We start from the raw sequence: 19,042 nt of genomic DNA, 5'->3' as shown, positions 1-19,042 counted from the left end.
GGCGGGGCACCGCTCAGTGGGGATTCCCGGAGGATCGGCGAGCGCATGCGCGGAACGTCGGACCCGCCGACTTCTCGCTCCTCGCCGGTCGGGCCTGACGCTCCGTCCGTGCGCTACTCCGCGAGGTCCGGCACGTCGCTGAGCCCGAGCCGGAGGTGCTCGATGTGGTAGACGGCCTGGTCGAGGAGCGCCGCCACGTGGTTGTCGTAGAGCGCGTAGACGACCTGCCGGCCCTGGCGCTGCCCGACGACGAGGCCCAGGTTGCGGAGCAGTCGCAGCTGGTGCGAGCAGGCGGACTGCTCCAGGCCGACCTCGGTGGCGAGTTCGGTGGCGGCGCACGGCCCTTCGCGGAGGCGGGAGAGGATCAGCAGGCGGGAGGGGGTGGCCAGGGCCTGGAGGGTGGTGGCCACCCGGGCAGCGCTGACGGCGTCCAGGCGCGTGTGCGGGACGGCGGTGGCGGGGGTGGCGGCTCCATGACCCATGCGGCCAATAGTACAACTCATGCATGAAGAAGCGTTCATATGTTCATGTATGGTGGACGGGTCCTTGGCCGACCCTGCCCCGAAGGTCCACTCCGCCATGTCCTCCTCCACCCTGACCGCGCGTCCCGCACCCCCGGCCGCACCGCGCCCGAATGCCGCGCCCCGGCGACGCACCCGGGTGCTCTCGCTGCCCGAGGCGCGCTGGGCCGCCGCCGCGACCGTGCTGTTCCTGATCGCGCTGCCGCTCCAGCTGACCGGCGCCCCCGCCTGGGCCTGGGGCCCGTTGTACGCGCTCGCGTACGCCACCGGCGGCTGGGAACCCGCGTGGGCGGGGCTGCGGGCGCTGCGCGCGAAGACCCTCGACGTCGACCTGCTGATGATCGTCGCCGCGCTCGGCGCCGCCGCCGTCGGACAGGTCATGGACGGCGCACTGCTGATCGTCATCTTCGCCACCTCCGGCGCGCTGGAGGCGCTCGCCACCGCCCGCACCGCCGACTCGGTGCGCGGCCTGCTCGACCTCGCCCCGGCCACCGCCACCCGGCTGCTGCCCGACGGGCGGGAGGAGACCGTGCCGACGGCGGAACTGGCGGTCGGGGACACCGTCCTGGTCCGGCCGGGGGAGCGGATCGGCGTCGACGGGCGGGTGCTGGCCGGCGCGAGCGACGTCGACCAGGCCACCATCACCGGTGAGCCGCTGCCGGTGGCCAAGGGGAGCGGCGACGAGGTGTTCGCCGGCACCCTCAACGGGACCGGCGCGCTGCGCGTCAGGGTGGACCGGGACGCCTCGGACTCGGTGATCGCCAGGATCGTCGCCATGGTCGAGGAGGCCTCCGAGACCAAGGCGCCGACCCAGCTGTTCATCGAGAAGGTCGAGCAGCGCTACTCGATCGGCATGGTGATCGCGACCCTCGCCGTCTTCGCCGTGCCGCTCGCCCTCGGCGCGGCCTTCACCGGCTCGCTGCTGCGGGCGATGACCTTCATGATCGTCGCCTCGCCGTGCGCCGTCGTACTGGCCACCATGCCGCCGCTGCTCTCCGCGATCGCCAACGCCGGACGGCACGGCGTCCTGGTGAAGTCCGCCGTGGTGATGGAACGCCTCGGGCAGACCGACGCCGTCGCCCTCGACAAGACCGGCACCCTGACCGAGGGCACCCCGAGGGTGAGCGACATCCGTCCGCTCGCCGGTTCGGGCCTCTCCGACGACGAGCTGCTCGCGCTCGCCGCCGGCGCCGAACACGCCAGCGAGCACCCGCTCGGCCGCGCCGTCGTGGACGCCGCCTGCAGCCGTGGGCTCACCCCGGCCCCCGCCGAGGACTTCGCCTCCGTGCCGGGGGCGGGCGTCACCGCCACCGTCGAGGGCCGGGTGGTCGCGGTCGGCGCGCCCGTGCGGCTGATCAACAACCGGACCGATGCCGCTTCGGCCGAAGCCGCCGAGGTGGCGGCCGCGTGGGAGGAGGCCGGTCGCACCGCCGTCCTGGTCGAGGTGGACGGGATCCCGGTCGGCGTCCTCGCACTCGCCGACCGGCTGCGCCCGGACGCCGCCGCCACCGTCACCGCGCTGACCCGGCTCACCGGGCGCTCGCCGGTGCTGCTCACCGGCGACAATCCGCGCGCGGCCGCCCGGGTGGCCGCCGAGGTCGGCATCGCCGAGGTCCGGGCCGGGCTGCTGCCGAGGGAGAAGGTCGCCGCCGTACGGGAGCGGGAGGCGCAGGGGCGGAAGGTGCTGGTGGTCGGCGACGGCGTCAACGACGCGCCCGCGCTGGCCGCCGCGCACACCGGCGTCGCGATGGGCCGGGCCGGCTCGGACCTGGCCCTGGAGACCGCCGATGCCGTGGTCGTCCGCGACGAACTCGCCACCGTTCCGTCCGTGGTGGCGCTCTCCCGGCGGGCGCGCGGCCTGGTGGTGCAGAACCTGGTGATCGCCTCGGTGTTCATCTCGGTGCTGGTGGTCTGGGACCTCGTCGCCACCCTGCCGCTGCCGCTCGGCGTGCTCGGCCACGAGGGCTCGACCGTCATCGTCGGCCTCAACGGCCTGCGGCTGCTGCGCGAGGCGGCGTGGGCCTCGGCCCGTGCGGAGGTCGGGGCCCCTGTCGAGGCCGGGGATGAAGGGCCGGCTCGGGCCCGCCGTCGGCGTCCCTAGGCGGCGGTGACGGCTGCCGGCGGCGGGCTGTCCTGCCCCTCACGCTCGCAGCCGCCCCCGGCCGCTGTGCCTCGCTCGTCAGGAGGGGCCGCCTCCCCCTGACGGGGGGTTACTCGCTCTTCTCCGGGCCGGGGGTGGCTGCGGTGGCGTCACCGGTGGCGTCGGCGGCCTCCGGCGCGGGGGTCTCGGTCCGCGGGGTCTCCATCGCCGTCATCCGGGGGAGCAGGAACAGCACCGCGACCAGGAGTGCGAGCAGCAGGGTGCCGGCCAGGACGAGCGGGGTCCGGATGCTGGTGACGGAGGCGATCCAACCGCTGAGGGCGGCGCCGGTCATGATGCCGAGTCGGGTCAGCAGCATGTAGCAGCTGTTGACCCGGCCGAGCAGCTCCTTCGGGACGGCCTGCTGGCGCAGCGAGATCGCCTGGATGTTCCAGGTCACGATGCCGAAGCCGATCACGCCGTACAGCGCGGCGATCTCGAACACGGAGTTGCTCAGGGCCATCAGGATCAGCGAGGCGCCCATCAGCAGGAAGGCGAGGGCGATCCGGGTGCCCCGGTTGAGCAGGCCGCTGAGCCGGCCGGCCAGGGTGCTGGCGGCGGTGCCGCCGATCGCGCCGGCCGCGAGGACGATGCCGTACGAGGCGGCGGGGGCGTGCACGACCCTGGTGACCATCAGGACCATCATGGTGGTGCCCATGAAGCAGGTCATCGCGCCGAGGGTGGAGAGGACGGCGAGCATCCGCACCTCGCGGTGGCGGACCAGCCAGTTGACGCCCTCGCGGATCTCGGTGAGCACCGGGCGCCCGGTCCTGGTGGGGGCGGTGGTGGAGCGGCCGGTCGCGGCGACCAGGACGGCGGCGAGCGCGAAGGAGGCGCCGTCCACCGTGAAGGGGAAGCCGGCGGCCACGGCGAACAGCGCCGAGCCGAGCAGGGGGCCGATCAGGTTCCCGCCGACGAGCATGTTGGCCTGCATCCGGCCGTTGGCGGCGTCGAGTTGGTCGGGGCGGACCACCTCCGGGACGGCCGAGGTGGCGGCGTTGGAGAAGACCGTCTCGCCGCAGCCGAGCAGGAAGGCCACCGCGGCGAGCGCGACCAGCGGAGGGGTGGCGAGGAAGACCCAGGCGGCGAAGCCCAGGACGACGACGGCGCGCAGGGCGTCGATCGTCCACATCAGCCGCCGCCGGTCGGACCGGTCGGCGAGCACGCCCCCGTACAGGGACATCAGCAGGAAGGGCAGCGAGGTGGCGACGGAGACCACCGAGACCGCGCTGGGTGAGTCGGAGACCGCCACCGCCAGCAGTGGCAGGGCCGACTCCCGCATGCCGTCGCCGACCGAGGAGATCGCCGAGGCCGACCACAGCAGGGTGAACTTCCGGCCCAGTCGCGGACGGCTTTTGGGTGGCTTCTCTGCCAGGTCTGCTGCGGTCACCGAGGCAGTATGTCATGTCCGCGGAGGGCTGTTCGGGCGGATTCCGAACTGCCCGGGCTGTCCCGAACTGACCGTGTCGGCAGGGAAGTCGGGGACGTCCCGAGCTGTCCGGACTGTCCTGCGGGTTTGCGAACTCTTGGTCGGTTGCCGGCCCTTCGCGGCGCCCCGCTAGCCGAGACCCGAGACGCCCTTGACGAGCGTGGTCAGCCCGCCCGCCAGCGCCAGACCCAGCACCACCAGCCGGGCGCGGTCCTCCGTCACACGCTCGACGAGCAGCCGGCCGACCACCGCGCCGCCCGCGAGCGCGGCGGCCACCAGGCACCAGGCGGACGCGCCCAACCCGGGCAGGCCCTTGGTGGCTAGCGAGAAGGCGTTCACCACCACGCCGTAGAACTGCGCGTTGGGCACGAACTCTCGGGCCGTCCAACCGGTGTTGACGGCGTAGAGCGATATGGCCGGACCGCCCACCCCGGCGGCCGAGTTCATGAATCCGCTGGTCGCGCCCGCGACCAGCGCCCCGCCGACCCCGCGCAGCGCGGACGCCCGGGCCCCGCGCAGCACCAGCAGCGAGGCCAGGCTGACCAGCACACCGATGCCGATCAGCAGCCCCGACTCCGGCACCTCCGCCGCGACCCACGCCCCGGCCGGGACGGTGCAGGCCGCGGCGACGATCAGCGGCAGCATCGCCGTCAGCCGTACCTGCCGCCAACTGCCCAGCAGGCCGACGGCGCTGATGACGCCTGCGGCGAGGTTCGACAGCGTGACCCCGCCGCCCGGGCCGAGGAGGAGGACCAGGACGGGCGCGGCGACGAGGGCGAAGCCCATCCCGGTCAGCCGCTGGACGGACGCGCCCGCGAGGACGGCGCAGCCGAGGAGGAGGTCGGTGATCCAGCCGTGGGACATCGGACGCGGCCCCCGTCAGCGCCGGCCGCCGGCGGCCCGGCCGCGGGTGCCGCGGGTGCCGCGGCGGACGGAGGCGGTGACCGGGGCCGCCGGGGCGGTGGTGTGGGCGCGGCGGTTCATCGGGCTCCTCGGTCGGCGGGCGGGCCGTACCGATCATGCCGCACCGGTGAGTTGCGGGCGGGCCGGTGCCTCCGCGGTCAGGGGGTCGGCGGGGCCGGGACGGTGTCGGCGGTGTCCGGGAGCGGGTAGGCGGCGGGGTCGACCGGCCCGGGGAGGTCGGTCGCGGGGCGGGCGGGAGCGGTCGGGTCGGGCAGTGACGGTTGGGCGGGCGGGGCCGGCACCTGGCTGAACGGGATGCCGGGCGGCGCCTGGACCGGGCTGGTGCGGCCGGCGGGCACCGGGCCGCGGCCCTGGACCGCGCAGCCCGCCACCGTCTCCAGGTTCTCCGGGCTCTGTACGGCGGGCTGGTTGCCGCTGAAGCAGTTGGCCGGGTCGGCGGAGGCCATGGCGAGGTCGGTCCCGTTGCCGGTGACGCGGTTGCCCTCGACGCGGTTGCCGCTCGCCGGGTGGCCGGGCGGGTCGGTGATGACGATGCCGACGGCGCGGTTGCCCCGGACGAGGTTGCGCTGCACCTGGTTCGCCGTGCCACCGCCGATGCCGATGCCGATGCCGTAGCCGCCGTCGGCCTGTTCGGGGGTGTCGGCGGCGTTGTTGTCGGTGACGACGTTGCCCGCGATGACCGCGCCGTGCTGCGGGGCGAGGGCCTCCAGGTCGTTGGAGTTGACGGTGACGCCGACCCGGTTGCCGGTGACCCGGTTGCCGAGGATGGTCAACCCGTCGGAGGCGTTGGTGAGTTCGATGCCGACGGCGTTGCGCTCGACGGTGTTGCCGCGCACCAGGGTGTCGCAGGGCCTGCACTGCCCGACGTAGATGCCGGAGTCGGCCTGCCCGGAGGCGTAGGAGTCCTCGATGACGCCGCCGCGCGCGTCGAAGGCGTAGATGCCGTACAGGCCGTTGTCGTAGGCGGTGACGCGGGTCGCGCGGAAGCCCTGGACGACGGGGAAGCGGGCGGTGTCCAGGGGGTCGTACGCGGAGCCGCCGGCGCCGCGCTGCTGCAGCTTCTCGTCGGTGACGCCGGTGAACAGGACGCCGTTGGCCAGGTAGCCGTGGACGGTGAGGTTCTCGACCACCGAGCCGGGGCCGGTGACGGTGACGCCGTTGACGAGCCGCACGCCGCCGTCGAGGACCACGGTGTTGCGGTCGGTGCCGCGCAGCACGATCCGGGGCTTGGTGATCCGGACGCTCTCGCGGTACGTGCCCGGGTCGACCAGGACGGTGTCGCCCGCGCGGGCCACGTCCACGGCCTGCTGGATGGTCGGGAAGTGCTGCGGGACTCGAACGACCGTGCCGTCCGGGTGTTTTGCCTCGGACGAGGTCGAACCACCGGACGAGCAGCCGGAGATGAGGAGGGCGGCGGCAATGAGCAGCGCGGGGGTGATGGTCCGGACCGACTTTCCCCGCGACTGTGGTGTGGTGAGCCGGAATTGACGTGTGGTCAAAAGTTGCATAATGCGTGTTCTATCGTCTCCAATGTCGCCCATGCATGCCGAAACCGGAAAGGCGCAGAACCGGACACGAACTGTCGGGCGCGGTGTGGACCGAAGGGCTCTGCTGGCGGGCGGGGCGGTGCTGGCCGCCGGGATCGGTGCCGGGGTAGGCGCGGGCGTCACGGCACTGGCCCGCGGGGGCGACGGTGGGCGGGCCGCGGCGGCGCCGCCGCCCGAGCCGTCCGTCCCTTTCCCCTTCCACGGTGAGCGGCAGGCCGGGGTGACGGCCCCGCAGCAGCCGGCCACCCAGCTGCTTGCCTTCGACCTGCCGCCCGCCGCGGCCTCGGACGGCCGGACCGCCCTGCGCGGACTGCTCGGGGAGCTGACCCGGGTGCTGGCCGAGGCGGTCGGCGGCACCCCGGCGGACCCGCGCCTGCAGGGCGGCGAACCGGCCCGGCTGAGCAGTCTGGTGGGGGTCGGGCCGGGGCTCGCCGCCCGGCTGGGGCTGAACGTTCCGGCGCCGGTCCTGGCCGACCTGCCCACCTTCCCGGGGGACCGGCTCGACCCGGCGCGCGGCGGCGGCGACCTCCTGGTCCAGCTGTGTGCGGCGGACCGGTGGCCGCTGTCCGTCGTCGCCGAGCAGGTCGGCGCGGCGGTCGGTACGGCCGGCGCGTCGGTGCGGTGGACGCAGTCCGGCTTCCTGCCCCGGACGGCCGCGGGGGCGACCCCGAGGAACCTGTTCGGCTTCAAGGACGGCACCGCGAACCCGGACGAGGAGGCCGCCCGGCAGTGGGTCTGGGGCCCGCCCGGCCCGCACGAGCACGGGACCGTCCTGGTCTACCGGCGGATCCGGATGGACACCGCGGCCTTCACCGCCCTCCCCGCGGACCGCCGGGACCAGGCGATGGGCCGCCGGGAGGGCGACGGCGCCCCGCTCACCGGAACGGCGGAGCACGACGAGCCGGACATCTACGCGAAGAACCCCGACGGCTCGTACGTCATCCCGGCCACCGCCCACGTCCGGCTCTCCAGCCCCCGGCTGGACGGCGGCGCCCGGATGCTGCGGCGCGGCTACAGCTACGACGACGGGCCGGGCGACCGCGGCCTGCTGTTCTGCGCCTTCGTGCGGGACCCGGCGCAGTTCACCCGGGTGCAGAACCGGCTGGCCGTGCGGGACGCGCTCAACCCGTTCCTGGAGCACACGGCGTCGGCGGTGGTGTACGTGCTGCCGGGGGCGAGGGAGGGCGGGGTGCTGGGGGAGGGGCTGTTCGGCTGAACGCCCGCGGGCCGTACCGCCGTGGCCGCCGTGGCTGCTTCCAGGGAGCGGCGGGTGCGGCCACGGAGGTACGACCGAGGCGGTACGGCCGGTGTGGTTCACCAGTCGACGGGGATCCGGGCCGGGCTCCGGGTGGTGCTGCCGAGCTGCCAGGCGAGGTCCGGGACCGGGGTGGTGAGGCGCAGGCCGGGCAGGGCGGCGGCCAGGCGGTGGAGGGACTCGCGCATCTCGAGGCGGACCCGCCAGGCGCCGATGCAGTAGTGCGGGCCGGCGCTGAAGGCGAGGGTGGGGACGGCGAGGGGGAGGTCGAGGTCGGCGTCGAGGCCGTCGGGGTAGACGTCCGGGTCGCGGTTGGCGCTGCCGAGGCTGATGGCGACGACGGCACCGGCCGGGATGGTGGCGCCGCCGAGTTCGATCGGTGCGGTGGCGCGGCGGATGGTGGCCTCGTCGTCGCCGAGCGGGATGAAGTGCAGCAGGCGTTCGGCGGTGCGCTCGGCGGTGTCCGGGTCGGCGAGCCGGGGCCAGTGCTCGGCGCGTTCGCCGAGGAGGTAGACGAGGGCGTTGCCGAGGGCGCCGGCGACGCTCTCGTTGCCGCTGGCGGTGAGGCCGGCGACGAGGTGGACCAGTGACTCCTCGGGGATGCCGCCGTCGTGGTCGGCCGCCTGGACGAGGCGGCTGACCAGGTCGTCGCCGGGCTCGCGGCGGCGGCGCTCGATCAACTCGGTGGTGAACGCGCCGTACTCGGCGAGGGCTTCGGCGTGGTCGGCCGCCGCGGTGCCGTTCGCCTCGCCGTCCCCGTCCATGTCGCCGTACCCGTTCGCGTCCTTGTCACCGTCGCCGTCGCTCGGGTCGCCGCCCTGGGCGAGCAGCGCGAGGGTCCAGCGGTGCAGCCGTTCCTCGTCCAGGCTGTCCGGACCGTCGCCGTCGAGCCCCATCAGCCGGGTGGTGACGGCGAACGGCACCGGCCGGGTGAACGCGGTGACCAGGTCGGCGGGCGGTCCTGCCGTGACCAGCGCGTCCACGGACTGCTGGACGGCGGCCGCGACCCACGGCTGCCAGCCGGCGATGGCGCGCGGGGTGAAGGCCCGCTGGATGGTGGCGCGCAGGCGGCGGTGGGCGGGGCCGTCCTGGTTGAAGAGGGACGCCGGGTTGGCGGCGACGTCGGCGGTGGCGCCCGCGGTGCCGACGTCGTGCAGGTCGGCACGGGTGATCCGGGGGTCGCCGAGGACCTGCCGGACGTCGTGGTAGCGGGTGACCAGCCAGGCGGGGGTGCCGTCGGGGAGGGTGGTCGGGTGGGGCGGCCGGACGGGGGAGACGGGAAGCCGGTGGAGCGGGGGGAGGGCGGTCCTGGTGGTGGCGGCGGAGTCCATGGGTCCCTTCGGGGTCGGCGGGCTGCGGGTGGGCGGGCCGGCTGGTCGACGGGAGAAGGGAGTTCCAGAGAAGTCCAACTGTCATATTTTCACAGGGAATTGGAGGCTTATGGCGCTTCTCCCGTTGTGCCCGATGGTATGCCCCCGAACGGCGCGCCGGGCAGGAACGGCCGGAGCGCGCCCAGGACGGCGCCGATGCAGGCGTCGCGCAGCTCGTCGCGGGTGCAGCTCTCCTCGGTCAGCCAGTCGATGACCAGCACCCGGACGAACACCAGCCAGCTGCGCAGGATCTGCGACACGGCCCGCCGCGCCGTCTCGTCCGCCAGCGGCAGGACGCCGAGCAGGCGGCCGCGCAGGGCGTCGAGCTCCTCGGCGATGATCGTCTGGATCACCTGGTCCCCGGCCAGGACGCGGTTGGCCGCGAGCACCGCGTGCCGGTTGGCGACGAAGTAGTCCAGGTGGGCGTCCATGCCCTCGACCAGCTGCTCGACCAGGGTGTCGGCGGGGTCGAACCGGGACTTGGCGAGCAGCTCGTCGGCGGCCTGCCGGTACACCTCCGCGAACAGGTCGTGCTTGCTCGGGAAGTGACGGTAGAGCAGGGCCCGCGAGACCCCGGCCTGCTCGGCGACCTCCTCCATCAGCACCTCCTCGTACGGGCGGGCGGCGAAGAGCCGGGCGCCGACGGCGAGCAGCTGGGTACGCCGTTCGGCGGGCGAGAGGCGGCGGCGTCGTTCCTGGACTGGCATGCGTGCCAGGTTACTTGACACGTGTCCACTTGTGGTCGAGCTTAGTAGACGCGTGTCAACTATGGCGTGCGTCGTGAAGGCGCATGCCGGTGACGGCGTGCGCCGAGTGGGCGCGCTCCGACGGGACCGACGACGGGTGGACGGGTCATGGCCAAGACACTGCGGGTGCTCGTGTGGGCGATGGGGGTCGCCAATGTGGCGATCGGGTTCTTCCACATCCTGCTGGGGAACGCCGCGGTGCCCGGGGCCGCGGACGCCGGCCCCACGATCGACAGCTTCGGCCGCTTCATGGGCGCGGTCTTCGCCGGGTACGGCGTGGCCTGGATCTGGGCCGCCCGGCAGGCGCCGGTGCCGGCCCGGGTGGTGCGGTGGCTGGCGGCGGTGTTCCTGCTGGGCGGCCTCGGACGGGTCCTGTCCATCGCGGTGGACGGGTGGCCGCACGGCTTCCAGGTGGTGCTGATGGGGATCGAACTCGGGCTCGCTCCGGTCTACTTCTGGCTCGCCGACGCGGACGAGAAGGCGTGGGCCGAGGCGTCGTCGCGGCTCTCCGCCCAGGCTCAGGCCACCGGGGCGTAATCCCCGGGGTGCCCGGCGGCGGCGTCCGGATCGACGGCACCCGGGTCGCCGGTCGCACCGGTCAGCGCGACGTAGCCGTCCGGCCGGACGAGGACGACGGCGTCGCCGCGCAGCCCGTACGCCCGGGCGAGGTGGCCGTCGGGGTCGAGGACGGCGGCCCGGCGCAGCTCGACGGAGCGCAGGTCGGGCAGGCCGGGCAGGGCGGGCAGGCCTGTGAGCGCCGGGTTCGCCGGGTGGGCCGGGTGCGCCGGGTGGGCGCCGATGGTCAGCAAGGTGAAGTGCGGGCCGCGGAAGAGGTCGAACAGTCGGGTCGGCCTGCCGTCCGTGGTGGTGCAGGGCGCGTCGGGGGCGCGGTCGCCGGCCCGGATGCCGGTGGTGTCGTCGAGGTCGCGGCCGAGCGGCCCGCCCCGGTAGCCGACGGAGAGCCCGGTGAAGTCGGAGCCGGCAGCGGCCAGGTTGACGAACTGGTCGGTCAGTGCGCGGGCGCCGTCCGCGCTGAACAGCGCCTTGTGCTGGGCGGAGGTGGCGGCGAGGACGGCGCGGGCGACGGGCAGCCGCTCGTCCTGGTAGCTGTCGAGCAGTGCGTCGGGCGCGCCGCGCAGGACGGCGGCCAGCTTCCAGCTCAGGTTGTGCGCGTCCTGGATGCCGGTGTTCATGCCCTGGCCGCCCGCCGCGGAGTGGCAGTGCGCGGCGTCGCCGGCGAGCAGCACCCGGCCGTCGCGGTAGCGCTCGACCATGCGGACCGTCGGCCGCCAGACGGTGGACCAGATCGGTTCGTGCAGTGTGACCCCGGGCAACGCGGCGCGTTCGGCGAACAGCCGGCGGAAGGTCTCCCCGGTCGGGTCGGGGATCGCGCCGTGCTCGTCCGGGTCGACGGAGGCGTGCACGGCCCAGTTGGCGTCGGCCCGCATCGGGATCATGGCCAGCGCGCCGACGCCGAGCCGGGGGTCGTTCCAGATGTGCATGGCGCCGGTGTCCAGGCCGTCGACCTCCATCGAGGCCATCAGGAACCGTTCCTCCTCCCAGGTCTCGCCGAGGAAGGGGATCCCGGCCAGCTTTCGGACGGTGCTGCGGCCGCCGTCGCAGCCGACCAGGAAACGGGCGCCCAGCCGTTCGGTCCGGCCGGAGCGTCGTACGGTGGCCAGCACGCCGTCCGCGTCCTGGGCGAAGCCGGTCAGCTCGGTGTCCGTCTCGACGGTGACGCCGAGTTCGGCGAGCCGCCCGCGCAGCACCTCCTCGGTGTGGTGCTGGCCGAGCAGCACCATGCCGGCGTACGGGCGGTCGGGGGTGGGGCGGTTGCCGGGCGCCGGGTCGACCTCGCCGACGAGCCGACTCCCCTCGTACGTACGGACCTTGAGGTCGAGCGTGCCGCGGTCGAGGATCGCGTCCACGACGCCGAGGTCGTCGAACACCTCCAGCGTGCGCGGGTTGATCCCCTTGCCGCGGACGCCGCGGTCGCGGAACCGCGGCTCCCGCTCGATGACGCGGCAGTCCACCCCGGCGCGGGCCAGCCCGAGGGCGAGCGCGAGGCCCACCGGGCCGGCCCCGACCACGAGGACGTCGGCCCAAGCAGTGTCGTGGGCGGTGTCGCGGGCGGGCTGTGCGGTGTGCGTGGTGGTGCGCGTGGCGTTGTGTGTTGCGTTGTGTGTGGCGTTGTGCGTGACGGCAGGCGTGACGTTGCGCATGACGGACCCCCTGGATAGCCATCCATCCGGCCATAAGATACGGCGCGTTTCTTGTCTCCGACTGTAGACTCGGGTCGATAAGAAACGCAACGTATCTACGAGAGTCGGTACGACGGACGCGGGAGGCGCGGGGCCCGGTGGTGAGCGACAGAGCGGGAACGGGAGCAGGAGCGGGAACCGGATCGGTGGCGGAGCCGGCGGCCGGATTGGCCGGCGCCTCGCGGCGGCGTGGGAGCGAGCTGGAGCGGGCGATCCTGGACGCCGTCTGGGCCGAACTCGCCGACCACGGCTACGACCGGCTCACCATGGAGGGCGTCGCCGCCCGCGCGCGGACCAGCAAGCCGGTGCTCTACCGCCGCTGGCCGAACCGGGCCGCCCTGGTCATCGCCGCCCTCGGCCGCAACGCCCCCGACTACCAGGAGCCGCCGGACACCGGCGAGTTGCGCGCCGACCTCGCGCTCTTCCTGGCCGGTCTGCTGCACCGCTTCGACGACCTGCCGACCGACGCCGTCCACGGCTTCCTGGTCGACCTGCTGCGCGACCCCGAACTGCGCGCCGGCTTCACCGGCGGGCTCACCGCCGAGGGGCCGGTCGGCAGCCTGGGCGTGATGATGCGCCGCGCCGCCGACCGGGGCGAGATCAATCCCGACCGGATCACCCGGCGCGTCGTCTCGCTCCCGCTCGACCTGCTGCGCGACGCGTTCCTGACGGGCGGCGCCGTACCGTCCGACGAGGTGGTGGCGGAGGTCCTGGACGAGGTCGTGCTGCCGTTGCTGCGCGCACCGTCAGGGAGTTGACGGTCCGTCGGTCGACCTGCCCGCTACGTGCCTGGTCCGTCGGCCGACCGTCCCGCCGGGTCCCCCGCGCCGGCCTCAGGAGTCGGTCTTGATCTTCTTCATCGTGAGGTGGGACTCGACCCGCAGGATGCCGGGCAGGCCGGTGAGCTTGGCGGTGAGGAAGGCGCTGTAGGCGGCGTGGTCGGCGACGGCGACGCGCAGGAAGTAGTCGGGGCGGCCGAACATCCGGCGGAACTCGACGACCTCCTCGTAGGAGGCCAGCGTCTCCTCCAGGGCCTCGATGGTCTTGAGGTCGTTGGCGTAGACCTCGACGTCGACCATGACCTCGAGGCCCTGGCCGAGCGCCTCCGGGTTGATCACGGCGCGGTAGCCGGCGATGACCCCGGCGTCCTCCAGGCGCTTCAGCCGGCGCAGGCACGGGGGTGGTGTCAGGCCGACCCGCTTGGCCAGTTCGACGTTGGTCAGTCGTCCGTCCTGGCGCAGGTGGAACAAGATTTCGCGATCGATGGCATCGAGGATGAATTCATTGCTCACACGGCCATCGTAGAGGAATTATTTGAAACCATATGTGCCGATAATTCTTCTAAGATTTCGGTATGTCCACGCCTCCGGTCGCACTGAGCGACCTCCTTCCTCCTGCCCTCGCGGCCCCGCCGCCCCCACGGCTGACCGAGGCGCGGGCCGCATTCAAGGACTCCGCCTCCGTCGGGCTGGGCCTGCTGCCGCTCGGCCTCGCCCTCGGCGTGGTCATCACCCACGCCGGCCTGCCCTGGTGGTCCTCGACGCTGTTCGCCGCCGTCGTCTACGCGGGCTCGTTCGAGTTCCTGCTGGTGGGCCTGACCGTGGCGGTCGCGCCCCTGGCGACGATCGCCCTGACCGCCTTCCTGGTCAACGCGCGGCACGTGTTCTACGCGCTCTCGTTCCCGCTGCACCGGGTGCGCGGGCGCGTCGGCAAGGCCTACAGCACCTTCGCGCTGACCGACGAGGCGTACGCCATGACCACCGGCGGGCAGGCCCGGTCGTGGTCCGGCACGCGGATCCTGTCGCTGCAGCTGATCTTCCAGCTGTACTGGGTCGTCGGCGCCACCGCCGGTGCCCTGCTCGGCTCGCTGATCCCCGAGCGCGTCACCGGCCTGGACTTCGCGATGACCGCCCTGTTCGCCGTCCTCGCCCTGGAAGCCGTCGCCGAACGCCGCGACGACCTGCCCACCCCGCTGCTCGCGCTGCTCAGCGTGCTGGTCGCGCGGCTCGTCTTCCCCGGTCAACTGCTGCCGGTGGCCTTCACGCTGTTCACCGCCGCGCTGCTGGTCCGGCGCGTCTCCGCCGGGCGGAGGTCGTCCGGTGCCTGACGCCCGCTACCTGCTGCTCGCCGTCGCCGTCTCGGCCGCCGTCACCTGGGGCCTGCGCGCCCTGCCGTTCACCGCGCTGGCCCCGCTGCGAGCCAGCCGGACCGTTCAGTACCTCAGCACCCGGATGCCGGCCGGGGTCATGGTGATCCTGCTGGTCTACTGCCTGCGCGACCTCCCGTTGACCCAGGCGCGGGCCGCCGCACCCCTGGTGGCGCTCGCCGTCACCGTCGGGCTGCACCTGTGGCGCCGCAACGTCCTGCTGAGCATCGTCGGCGGCACAGCGGTGAACGTCCTGCTGGCCAGTGCGGTGTTCGGGCCCTGACGGCGGTGGCCCGCCGGGTGCCGGTCCTGCCGGTCCTGCCGGTCCGTCAGGCCCTGGCCTATGCTCGGGGCTGATCGAACAGGCGTCCGCGAGGAGGGGTCCGAAGCATGAGCGGCACCGTGGTGGCGGTCAGCAGCAACGCCGACTACTCGTTCACCAAGCCGAACCGGGCCGGCATCACGCTGCTCGCCGGGCTCGGAGTGGAGGGCGACGTGCACGCCGGGGTGACGGTCAAGCACCGCTCGCGCGTCGCCCAGGACCCGACCCGGCCCAACCTGCGCCAGGTCCACCTGATCCACCGCGAACTCCTCACCGAGCTCGGCGAATCCGGCTTCGACGTCGCACCGGGCGCGCTCGGCGAGAACATCACCACCGAGGGCGTGGACCTGCTCGGCCTGCCGGTCGGCGCGGTGCTGCGGATCGGTGCGGAGGCGGAGGTCGAGATCACCGGCCTGCGCAACCCGTGCGCGCAGATCGACGACTACCGGAAGGGCCTGCTGAAGCAGGTCGTCGGCCGCGCCGAGGACGGCACGATCGTCCGCCGCGCCGGGATCATGGGCATCGTCCGCACCGGCGGCGCGATCCGGCCCGGCGACGCGATCGCGGTCGAACTGCCGGACGGGCCGCACCGGGCGCTCGACCGGGTCTGAGGCCGGCGCCGGGCCACCGGCGGGCCATCAGGGGCAGGATCAAGGGTCAGCGCGGCTGCTCCCCGTCGACCCGGCGCAGGTCGTAGAGGTACGACTTCCCGGCCTTCCAGCTGCGCCAGGCGCAGAGCGGAGGGAACGGCTCCCCGGCCGTCCCGCCGGGCAGCGGCGCGGAGTTGGGCACTCCGGCGGCGTCGACGGTGCACCAGCCGCGGTCGGGCAGCCAGCGGCACCAGACGTCCAGGTCGGTCCGCTTGAAGGACGGCCGGCCGTTGAAGGTGCCGTCCTGGTCGAAGTGGTAGACCAGACCGTCCAGCCGGCGGACGAACTCGATCGAAGCCATGCCGGATCCCCCAACTCGTCTGCCCCGCACGCCCGGCGGGCCTCGAGGATACCCCCGGCCGGTACCCGGACCCGTCGTCATGGGCGGCGGAACGGCGTGGGGCCCGGCAGGCGTTGCTGCCGGGCCCACGCGTCGAACGTGCCGCGCCGGTCGGATCAGGATCGGACGAGGCGGGCGATGGCCTGGTTGGCCTCGCGGATCTTGACGCCCGCCTCCTGGCCGCCCTCGGCGATGGCGTCGCGGACGCAGCACTCGATGTGCTCGTCCAGGAGTTGGAGGGCGAAGGACTGGAGCGCGCGGCTGGCGGCGGAGACCTGGGTGAGGACGTCGATGCAGTAGGTGTCCTGTTCGACCATGCGCTGCAGGCCGCGGATCTGACCCTCGATACGACGGAGCCGCTTGAGGAAGTCGTCCTTGTGAGAGCTGTAGCTGGCCATGGCCGTCTCCGGTTCCTGTGCGGTGAGGAGGGCCCTCACTCTACCGGCGCGCGGTGGCAGGGGAGTCGGCCCGGACGGGCGGCGGTGCGGGCCGCTCGGGCCGGGCCGACGGCGGGGGTGTCAGCCGTCGAGGCGGCCGACCAGGTCGTAGCCGGCCTCGTCGACGGCAGCGGCCACGTCGGTGTCCGCGAGCGGCCGGGTGCTGCCGACGGTGACCCGGCCGGAGGCGAGGTCCACGGCGACGTCGGTGACACCGTCGATCTTCGTCAACTCGGCGGTGACCGAGGTGACGCAGTGGCCGCAGGTCATGCCCTTGACCTGGAAGACCGAGGTCAGGGCGGCGGTGCCGGCCATGGCCGCGGTGGCGTCGGTGCCGCACGAGCCGCAGCAGGAGGAGGCCGCGGCGGTGGTCGACTCGACGGTGAGGGTGGTCTCGCTCATGAGTGTGCTCCTGTCGTCAGTGTCCGGTGCCTTCCGGGGGTGGCCCAGTCGGCCGGCTGCTTCCTTCATCGGAGAACATACCATACCCCCCTAGGGTATCAACAGGGTTGGGCGGACTCCGGCCCGATGGCCGCCTCCGCCCGGCCGCAGCCGTCAACGCCGGGCTGTGACGGCCCTGTTGCGGGTGGTCGGGCAGGGTGGAAGCGCGCCGCCCCGACCCCACCCACCACCCGAGGTGAACCCCATGGACCAGACCACCCGACGCGGTCCGCGCGGCCTGCGCGAGATCCTCGCCGCCGGCGAACGGACGTACTCCTTCGAGTTCTTCCCCGCCAAGGACGAATCCGGCGAGCGCGCCCTGTGGGCGGCGATCCGGCGGGTGGAGGCGGCCGCACCGACCTTCGTCTCGGTCACCTACGGCGCCGGCGGCTCCTCGCGCGACCGCACCATCGAGACCACCGAGCGGATCGCCGCGCAGACCACACTGCGCCCGGTCGCCCACCTGACCGCCGTCGGCCACTCCACCGCCGAGCTCCAGGCCGTCCTGCGGCGCTACGCGGACGTCGGGATCCGTGACGTGCTCGCCCTGCGCGGTGACCCGCCCGGCAACCCCAACGGCGTCTGGGAGCAGCACCCGCAGGGCCTGCGGCACGCCGTCGACCTGGTCCGGCTGGTCAAGGAGTGCGGCGCGTTCACGGTCGGCGTGGCGGCCTTCCCCGAGCGCCACCCGCGCTCCGCGGACTGGGACGACGACATCCGGCACTTCGTCGACAAGTGCCGGGCGGGCGCCGACTACGCCGTCACCCAGATGTTCTTCGAGGTCGAGCACTACCTGCGGCTGCGGGACCGGCTGGCCGCCGCGGGCTGCGGGACCCCGGTCATCCCGGAGATCATGCCCGCCACCGACGTGCGCCAGATCGGCCGCTTCGCCGAACTCAGCGGGGCGTCCTTCCCGGCCGGCCTGGCCCTGCGCCTGGAGACGGCCCGCGGCGACCGCGCGGCCGCGCACCGCATCGGCGTCGACCACGCCACCCGGATGGCCGAGCGCCTGCTCCGCGAGGGCGCGCCCGGCCTGCACTACATCACCCTGAACCGCTCCACCGCCGCACTGGAGATCCACCGCAACCTCGGACTGGACCGGCCGGCGGCGGAGGAGGCGGCGGCGCCGGGGGCCCGGCCGCTGATCGGCAGCCACACCTGACGGGAGCGTGCGCCGTGATCGGGGCTCCGGGCGTCGGCGCGCCACCGTACCCGGATACCCCGTACGGGTATATGGTGACCGGCGCCCAGCGGAGTCCCGCGGCACCACGGGAGGCGGACCACCATGCACGCGATCCTGCACGCGCTGTCCATCGCCGGATCGATGACCTGGGAGATCACCTGGGCCCTGATCCTCGGCTTCCTGCTCTCCGCCGTCGTCCAGGCCGTCGTCCACAAGCCGACCGTCCTCCGGCTGCTCGGCGACGACCGCCCGCGCACCCTCGCCGTCGCCGCCGGCCTCGGCGCCGCCTCCTCGTCCTGCTCGTACGCCGCCGTCGCACTGGCCCGCTCGCTGTTCCGCAAGGGCGCCGACTTCACCGCCGCGATGGCCTTCGAGATCGCCTCGACCAACCTGGTCGTCGAACTCGGCGTCATCCTCGCCCTGTTGCTCGGCTGGCAGTTCACTGCAGCCGAGTTCGTCGGCGGACCGGTGATGATCCTGCTGCTCGCCGTACTGTTCCGGCGGCTGCTGAACGACCGGCTGCTGCACGAGGCCCGCGAGCAGGCCGAGCACGGCCGAGCGGGATCGATGGAGGGCCACGCGGCAATGGACATGTCGGTGGCCGGGGAGGGATCCTTCGCCCGCCGAGTGCTCTCCGGCCAGGGCGTCACGGCCGTCTCGCACGTCTTCGTGATGGAGTGGGCGGCCATCCTGCGGGACCTGGTGATCGGCCTGCTCATCGCCGGCGCCATCGCCGCCTGGGTGCCCGACTCCTTCTGGCAGGCCTTCTTCTTCGTCGACCACCCGCTCGCGAGCAAGCTCTGGGGCCCACTGGTCGGCCCGCTGGTGGCGATCGCGTCCTTCGTCTGCTCGATCGGCAACGTGCCGCTGGCGGTGGTGCTGTGGAAGGGCGGCATCAGCTTCGGCGGAGTGGTGGCGTTCATCTTCGCGGACCTGCTGATCCTGCCCATCCTGAACATCTACCGGAAGTACTACGGCGCCCGGATGGCCCTCTTCCTGCTCGGCACCTTCTACACGGCGATGGTCCTCGCCGGCTACGCGGTGGAAGTTCTCTTCGGCGCCCTCGGCCTGATCCCGGACAACCGCGACGTGGAGATCCCGATGTCCGGCGTCCAGTGGAACTACACGACCTGGCTCAACATCGCCTTCCTGCTGCTTGCGGCGGCCCTGCTCATCCGCTTCTTCCGCACCGGCGGCGCCGCGATGCTCCGCATGATGGGCGGCAGCCCCGACACCCCGGCCCACGAGCACCACTGAGGTTTTCTCAGCGAAATGATCTCTATGAAGCGGTGATCCGAGGAGACGGAGCGGGACCTCCGCGGTTCGCGCG

20 protein-coding genes are annotated in these 19,042 nt (G+C 73.5%); 9 read left to right on the top strand and 11 right to left on the bottom strand.

Going from position 1 to position 19,042, the window contains the following annotated elements; all coding sequences use genetic code 11:
- Positions 1-113: 113 nt before the first annotated feature.
- A complete protein-coding gene (locus ABTY56_RS30925; RefSeq protein WP_350632654.1) occupies positions 114-482 on the bottom strand; it encodes an ArsR/SmtB family transcription factor in 369 nt (122 codons plus the stop codon).
- Positions 483-579: 97 nt separating this feature from the next.
- Here ABTY56_RS30925 and ABTY56_RS30920 point away from each other — a divergent pair, with 97 nt between their 5' ends.
- Positions 580-2,622, top strand: a complete 2,043-nt coding sequence (locus tag ABTY56_RS30920; protein WP_350632653.1) for a heavy metal translocating P-type ATPase — start codon at positions 580-582, stop codon at positions 2,620-2,622.
- A 109-nt stretch (positions 2,623-2,731) separates the two neighbouring features.
- Here ABTY56_RS30920 and ABTY56_RS30915 read toward each other — a convergent pair whose 3' ends face one another.
- The 3 genes from ABTY56_RS30915 to ABTY56_RS30905 all read right to left on the bottom strand — a co-directional run bounded on the left by ABTY56_RS30915 (position 2,732) and on the right by ABTY56_RS30905 (position 6,513).
- A complete protein-coding gene (locus tag ABTY56_RS30915) occupies positions 2,732-4,051 on the bottom strand; it encodes an MFS transporter (protein ID WP_350632652.1) in 1,320 nt (439 codons plus the stop codon).
- Between the two features lie 168 nt (positions 4,052-4,219).
- Complete coding sequence (locus ABTY56_RS30910) at positions 4,220-4,954, bottom strand: TSUP family transporter (RefSeq protein ID WP_350632651.1); 735 nt, start codon at positions 4,952-4,954, stop codon at positions 4,220-4,222.
- A gap of 197 nt (positions 4,955-5,151) precedes the next feature.
- On the bottom strand, positions 5,152-6,513 hold the full coding sequence (locus tag ABTY56_RS30905) for a right-handed parallel beta-helix repeat-containing protein (RefSeq protein ID WP_350632650.1): 1,362 nt from the start codon (positions 6,511-6,513) through the stop codon (positions 5,152-5,154).
- 94 nt (positions 6,514-6,607) lie between these two features.
- On the opposite strand from ABTY56_RS30905, the gene ABTY56_RS30900 reads away from it, so the two are divergent.
- Entirely contained in the window at positions 6,608-7,777 is a 1,170-nt protein-coding gene (locus ABTY56_RS30900) for a Dyp-type peroxidase (RefSeq protein ID WP_350632649.1), read from the top strand.
- Between the two features lie 98 nt (positions 7,778-7,875).
- Here ABTY56_RS30900 and ABTY56_RS30895 read toward each other — a convergent pair whose 3' ends face one another.
- Positions 7,876-9,147, bottom strand: coding sequence for a cytochrome P450 (locus ABTY56_RS30895; RefSeq protein WP_350632648.1), 1,272 nt, complete (start codon positions 9,145-9,147; stop codon positions 7,876-7,878).
- A gap of 107 nt (positions 9,148-9,254) precedes the next feature.
- Positions 9,255-9,893, bottom strand: coding sequence for a TetR/AcrR family transcriptional regulator (locus ABTY56_RS30890; RefSeq protein ID WP_350632647.1), 639 nt, complete (start codon positions 9,891-9,893; stop codon positions 9,255-9,257).
- A 147-nt stretch (positions 9,894-10,040) separates the two neighbouring features.
- On the opposite strand from ABTY56_RS30890, the gene ABTY56_RS30885 reads away from it, so the two are divergent.
- Entirely contained in the window at positions 10,041-10,469 is a 429-nt protein-coding gene (locus ABTY56_RS30885; protein ID WP_350632646.1) for a DUF4345 domain-containing protein, read from the top strand.
- Here ABTY56_RS30885 and ABTY56_RS30880 read toward each other — a convergent pair.
- Positions 10,451-12,154: an FAD-dependent monooxygenase gene (locus ABTY56_RS30880; RefSeq protein ID WP_350632645.1), complete on the bottom strand. Its 1,704-nt coding sequence runs from the start codon at positions 12,152-12,154 to the stop codon at positions 10,451-10,453. The two genes, ABTY56_RS30885 and ABTY56_RS30880, sit on opposite strands and share 19 nt — an antisense overlap.
- A gap of 185 nt (positions 12,155-12,339) precedes the next feature.
- On the opposite strand from ABTY56_RS30880, the gene ABTY56_RS30875 reads away from it, so the two are divergent.
- Positions 12,340-12,951 (top strand): TetR/AcrR family transcriptional regulator, encoded by a 612-nt coding sequence (locus ABTY56_RS30875; protein ID WP_350632644.1) that lies wholly within the window; start codon positions 12,340-12,342, stop codon positions 12,949-12,951.
- A 75-nt stretch (positions 12,952-13,026) separates the two neighbouring features.
- Here ABTY56_RS30875 and ABTY56_RS30870 read toward each other — a convergent pair whose 3' ends face one another.
- Complete coding sequence (locus ABTY56_RS30870) at positions 13,027-13,485, bottom strand: Lrp/AsnC family transcriptional regulator (RefSeq protein WP_350632643.1); 459 nt, start codon at positions 13,483-13,485, stop codon at positions 13,027-13,029.
- A gap of 62 nt (positions 13,486-13,547) precedes the next feature.
- Between ABTY56_RS30870 and ABTY56_RS30865 the strand changes: the two genes are divergently transcribed.
- The 3 genes from ABTY56_RS30865 (at position 13,548) to ABTY56_RS30855 (ending at position 15,272) form a co-directional block, all read left to right on the top strand.
- A complete protein-coding gene (locus tag ABTY56_RS30865; RefSeq protein ID WP_350632642.1) occupies positions 13,548-14,300 on the top strand; it encodes an AzlC family ABC transporter permease in 753 nt (250 codons plus the stop codon).
- A complete protein-coding gene (locus tag ABTY56_RS30860) occupies positions 14,293-14,622 on the top strand; it encodes a branched-chain amino acid transporter permease (RefSeq protein ID WP_350632641.1) in 330 nt (109 codons plus the stop codon). Before ABTY56_RS30865 ends, ABTY56_RS30860 begins: the two co-directional genes overlap by 8 nt.
- Before the next feature lie 107 nt (positions 14,623-14,729).
- The gene (locus tag ABTY56_RS30855) at positions 14,730-15,272 is read left to right on the top strand and encodes an MOSC domain-containing protein (protein ID WP_350632640.1); all 543 of its coding nucleotides are present in this window, start codon (positions 14,730-14,732) and stop codon (positions 15,270-15,272) included.
- Between the two features lie 46 nt (positions 15,273-15,318).
- Here ABTY56_RS30855 and ABTY56_RS30850 read toward each other — a convergent pair whose 3' ends face one another.
- The 3 genes from ABTY56_RS30850 to ABTY56_RS30840 form a co-directional block, all read right to left on the bottom strand.
- On the bottom strand, positions 15,319-15,612 hold the full coding sequence (locus ABTY56_RS30850; protein WP_350632639.1) for a hypothetical protein: 294 nt from the start codon (positions 15,610-15,612) through the stop codon (positions 15,319-15,321).
- 155 nt (positions 15,613-15,767) lie between these two features.
- Positions 15,768-16,088 carry a metal-sensitive transcriptional regulator gene (locus ABTY56_RS30845; protein ID WP_502893219.1) on the bottom strand — a complete coding sequence of 107 codons (321 nt, stop codon included), beginning with the start codon at positions 16,086-16,088 and terminating at the stop codon, positions 15,768-15,770.
- An 81-nt stretch (positions 16,089-16,169) separates the two neighbouring features.
- On the bottom strand, positions 16,170-16,490 hold the full coding sequence (locus tag ABTY56_RS30840) for a heavy-metal-associated domain-containing protein (RefSeq protein ID WP_350632638.1): 321 nt from the start codon (positions 16,488-16,490) through the stop codon (positions 16,170-16,172).
- Positions 16,491-16,734: 244 nt separating this feature from the next.
- Between ABTY56_RS30840 and metF the strand changes: the two genes are divergently transcribed.
- On the top strand, positions 16,735-17,691 hold the full coding sequence (metF, locus tag ABTY56_RS30835) for a methylenetetrahydrofolate reductase [NAD(P)H] (protein ID WP_350632637.1): 957 nt from the start codon (positions 16,735-16,737) through the stop codon (positions 17,689-17,691).
- A gap of 123 nt (positions 17,692-17,814) precedes the next feature.
- On the top strand, positions 17,815-18,969 hold the full coding sequence (locus tag ABTY56_RS30830; RefSeq protein WP_350632636.1) for a permease: 1,155 nt from the start codon (positions 17,815-17,817) through the stop codon (positions 18,967-18,969).
- The last annotated feature ends 73 nt before the right edge of the window (positions 18,970-19,042 follow it).

It is taken from the genome of Kitasatospora sp. NPDC097691, assembly GCF_040302665.1.
Taxonomy (GTDB): domain Bacteria; phylum Actinomycetota; class Actinomycetes; order Streptomycetales; family Streptomycetaceae; genus Kitasatospora.
Note: the sequence above shows the minus strand (reverse complement) of the source record. Positions and strands in the feature narration are given on the sequence as shown.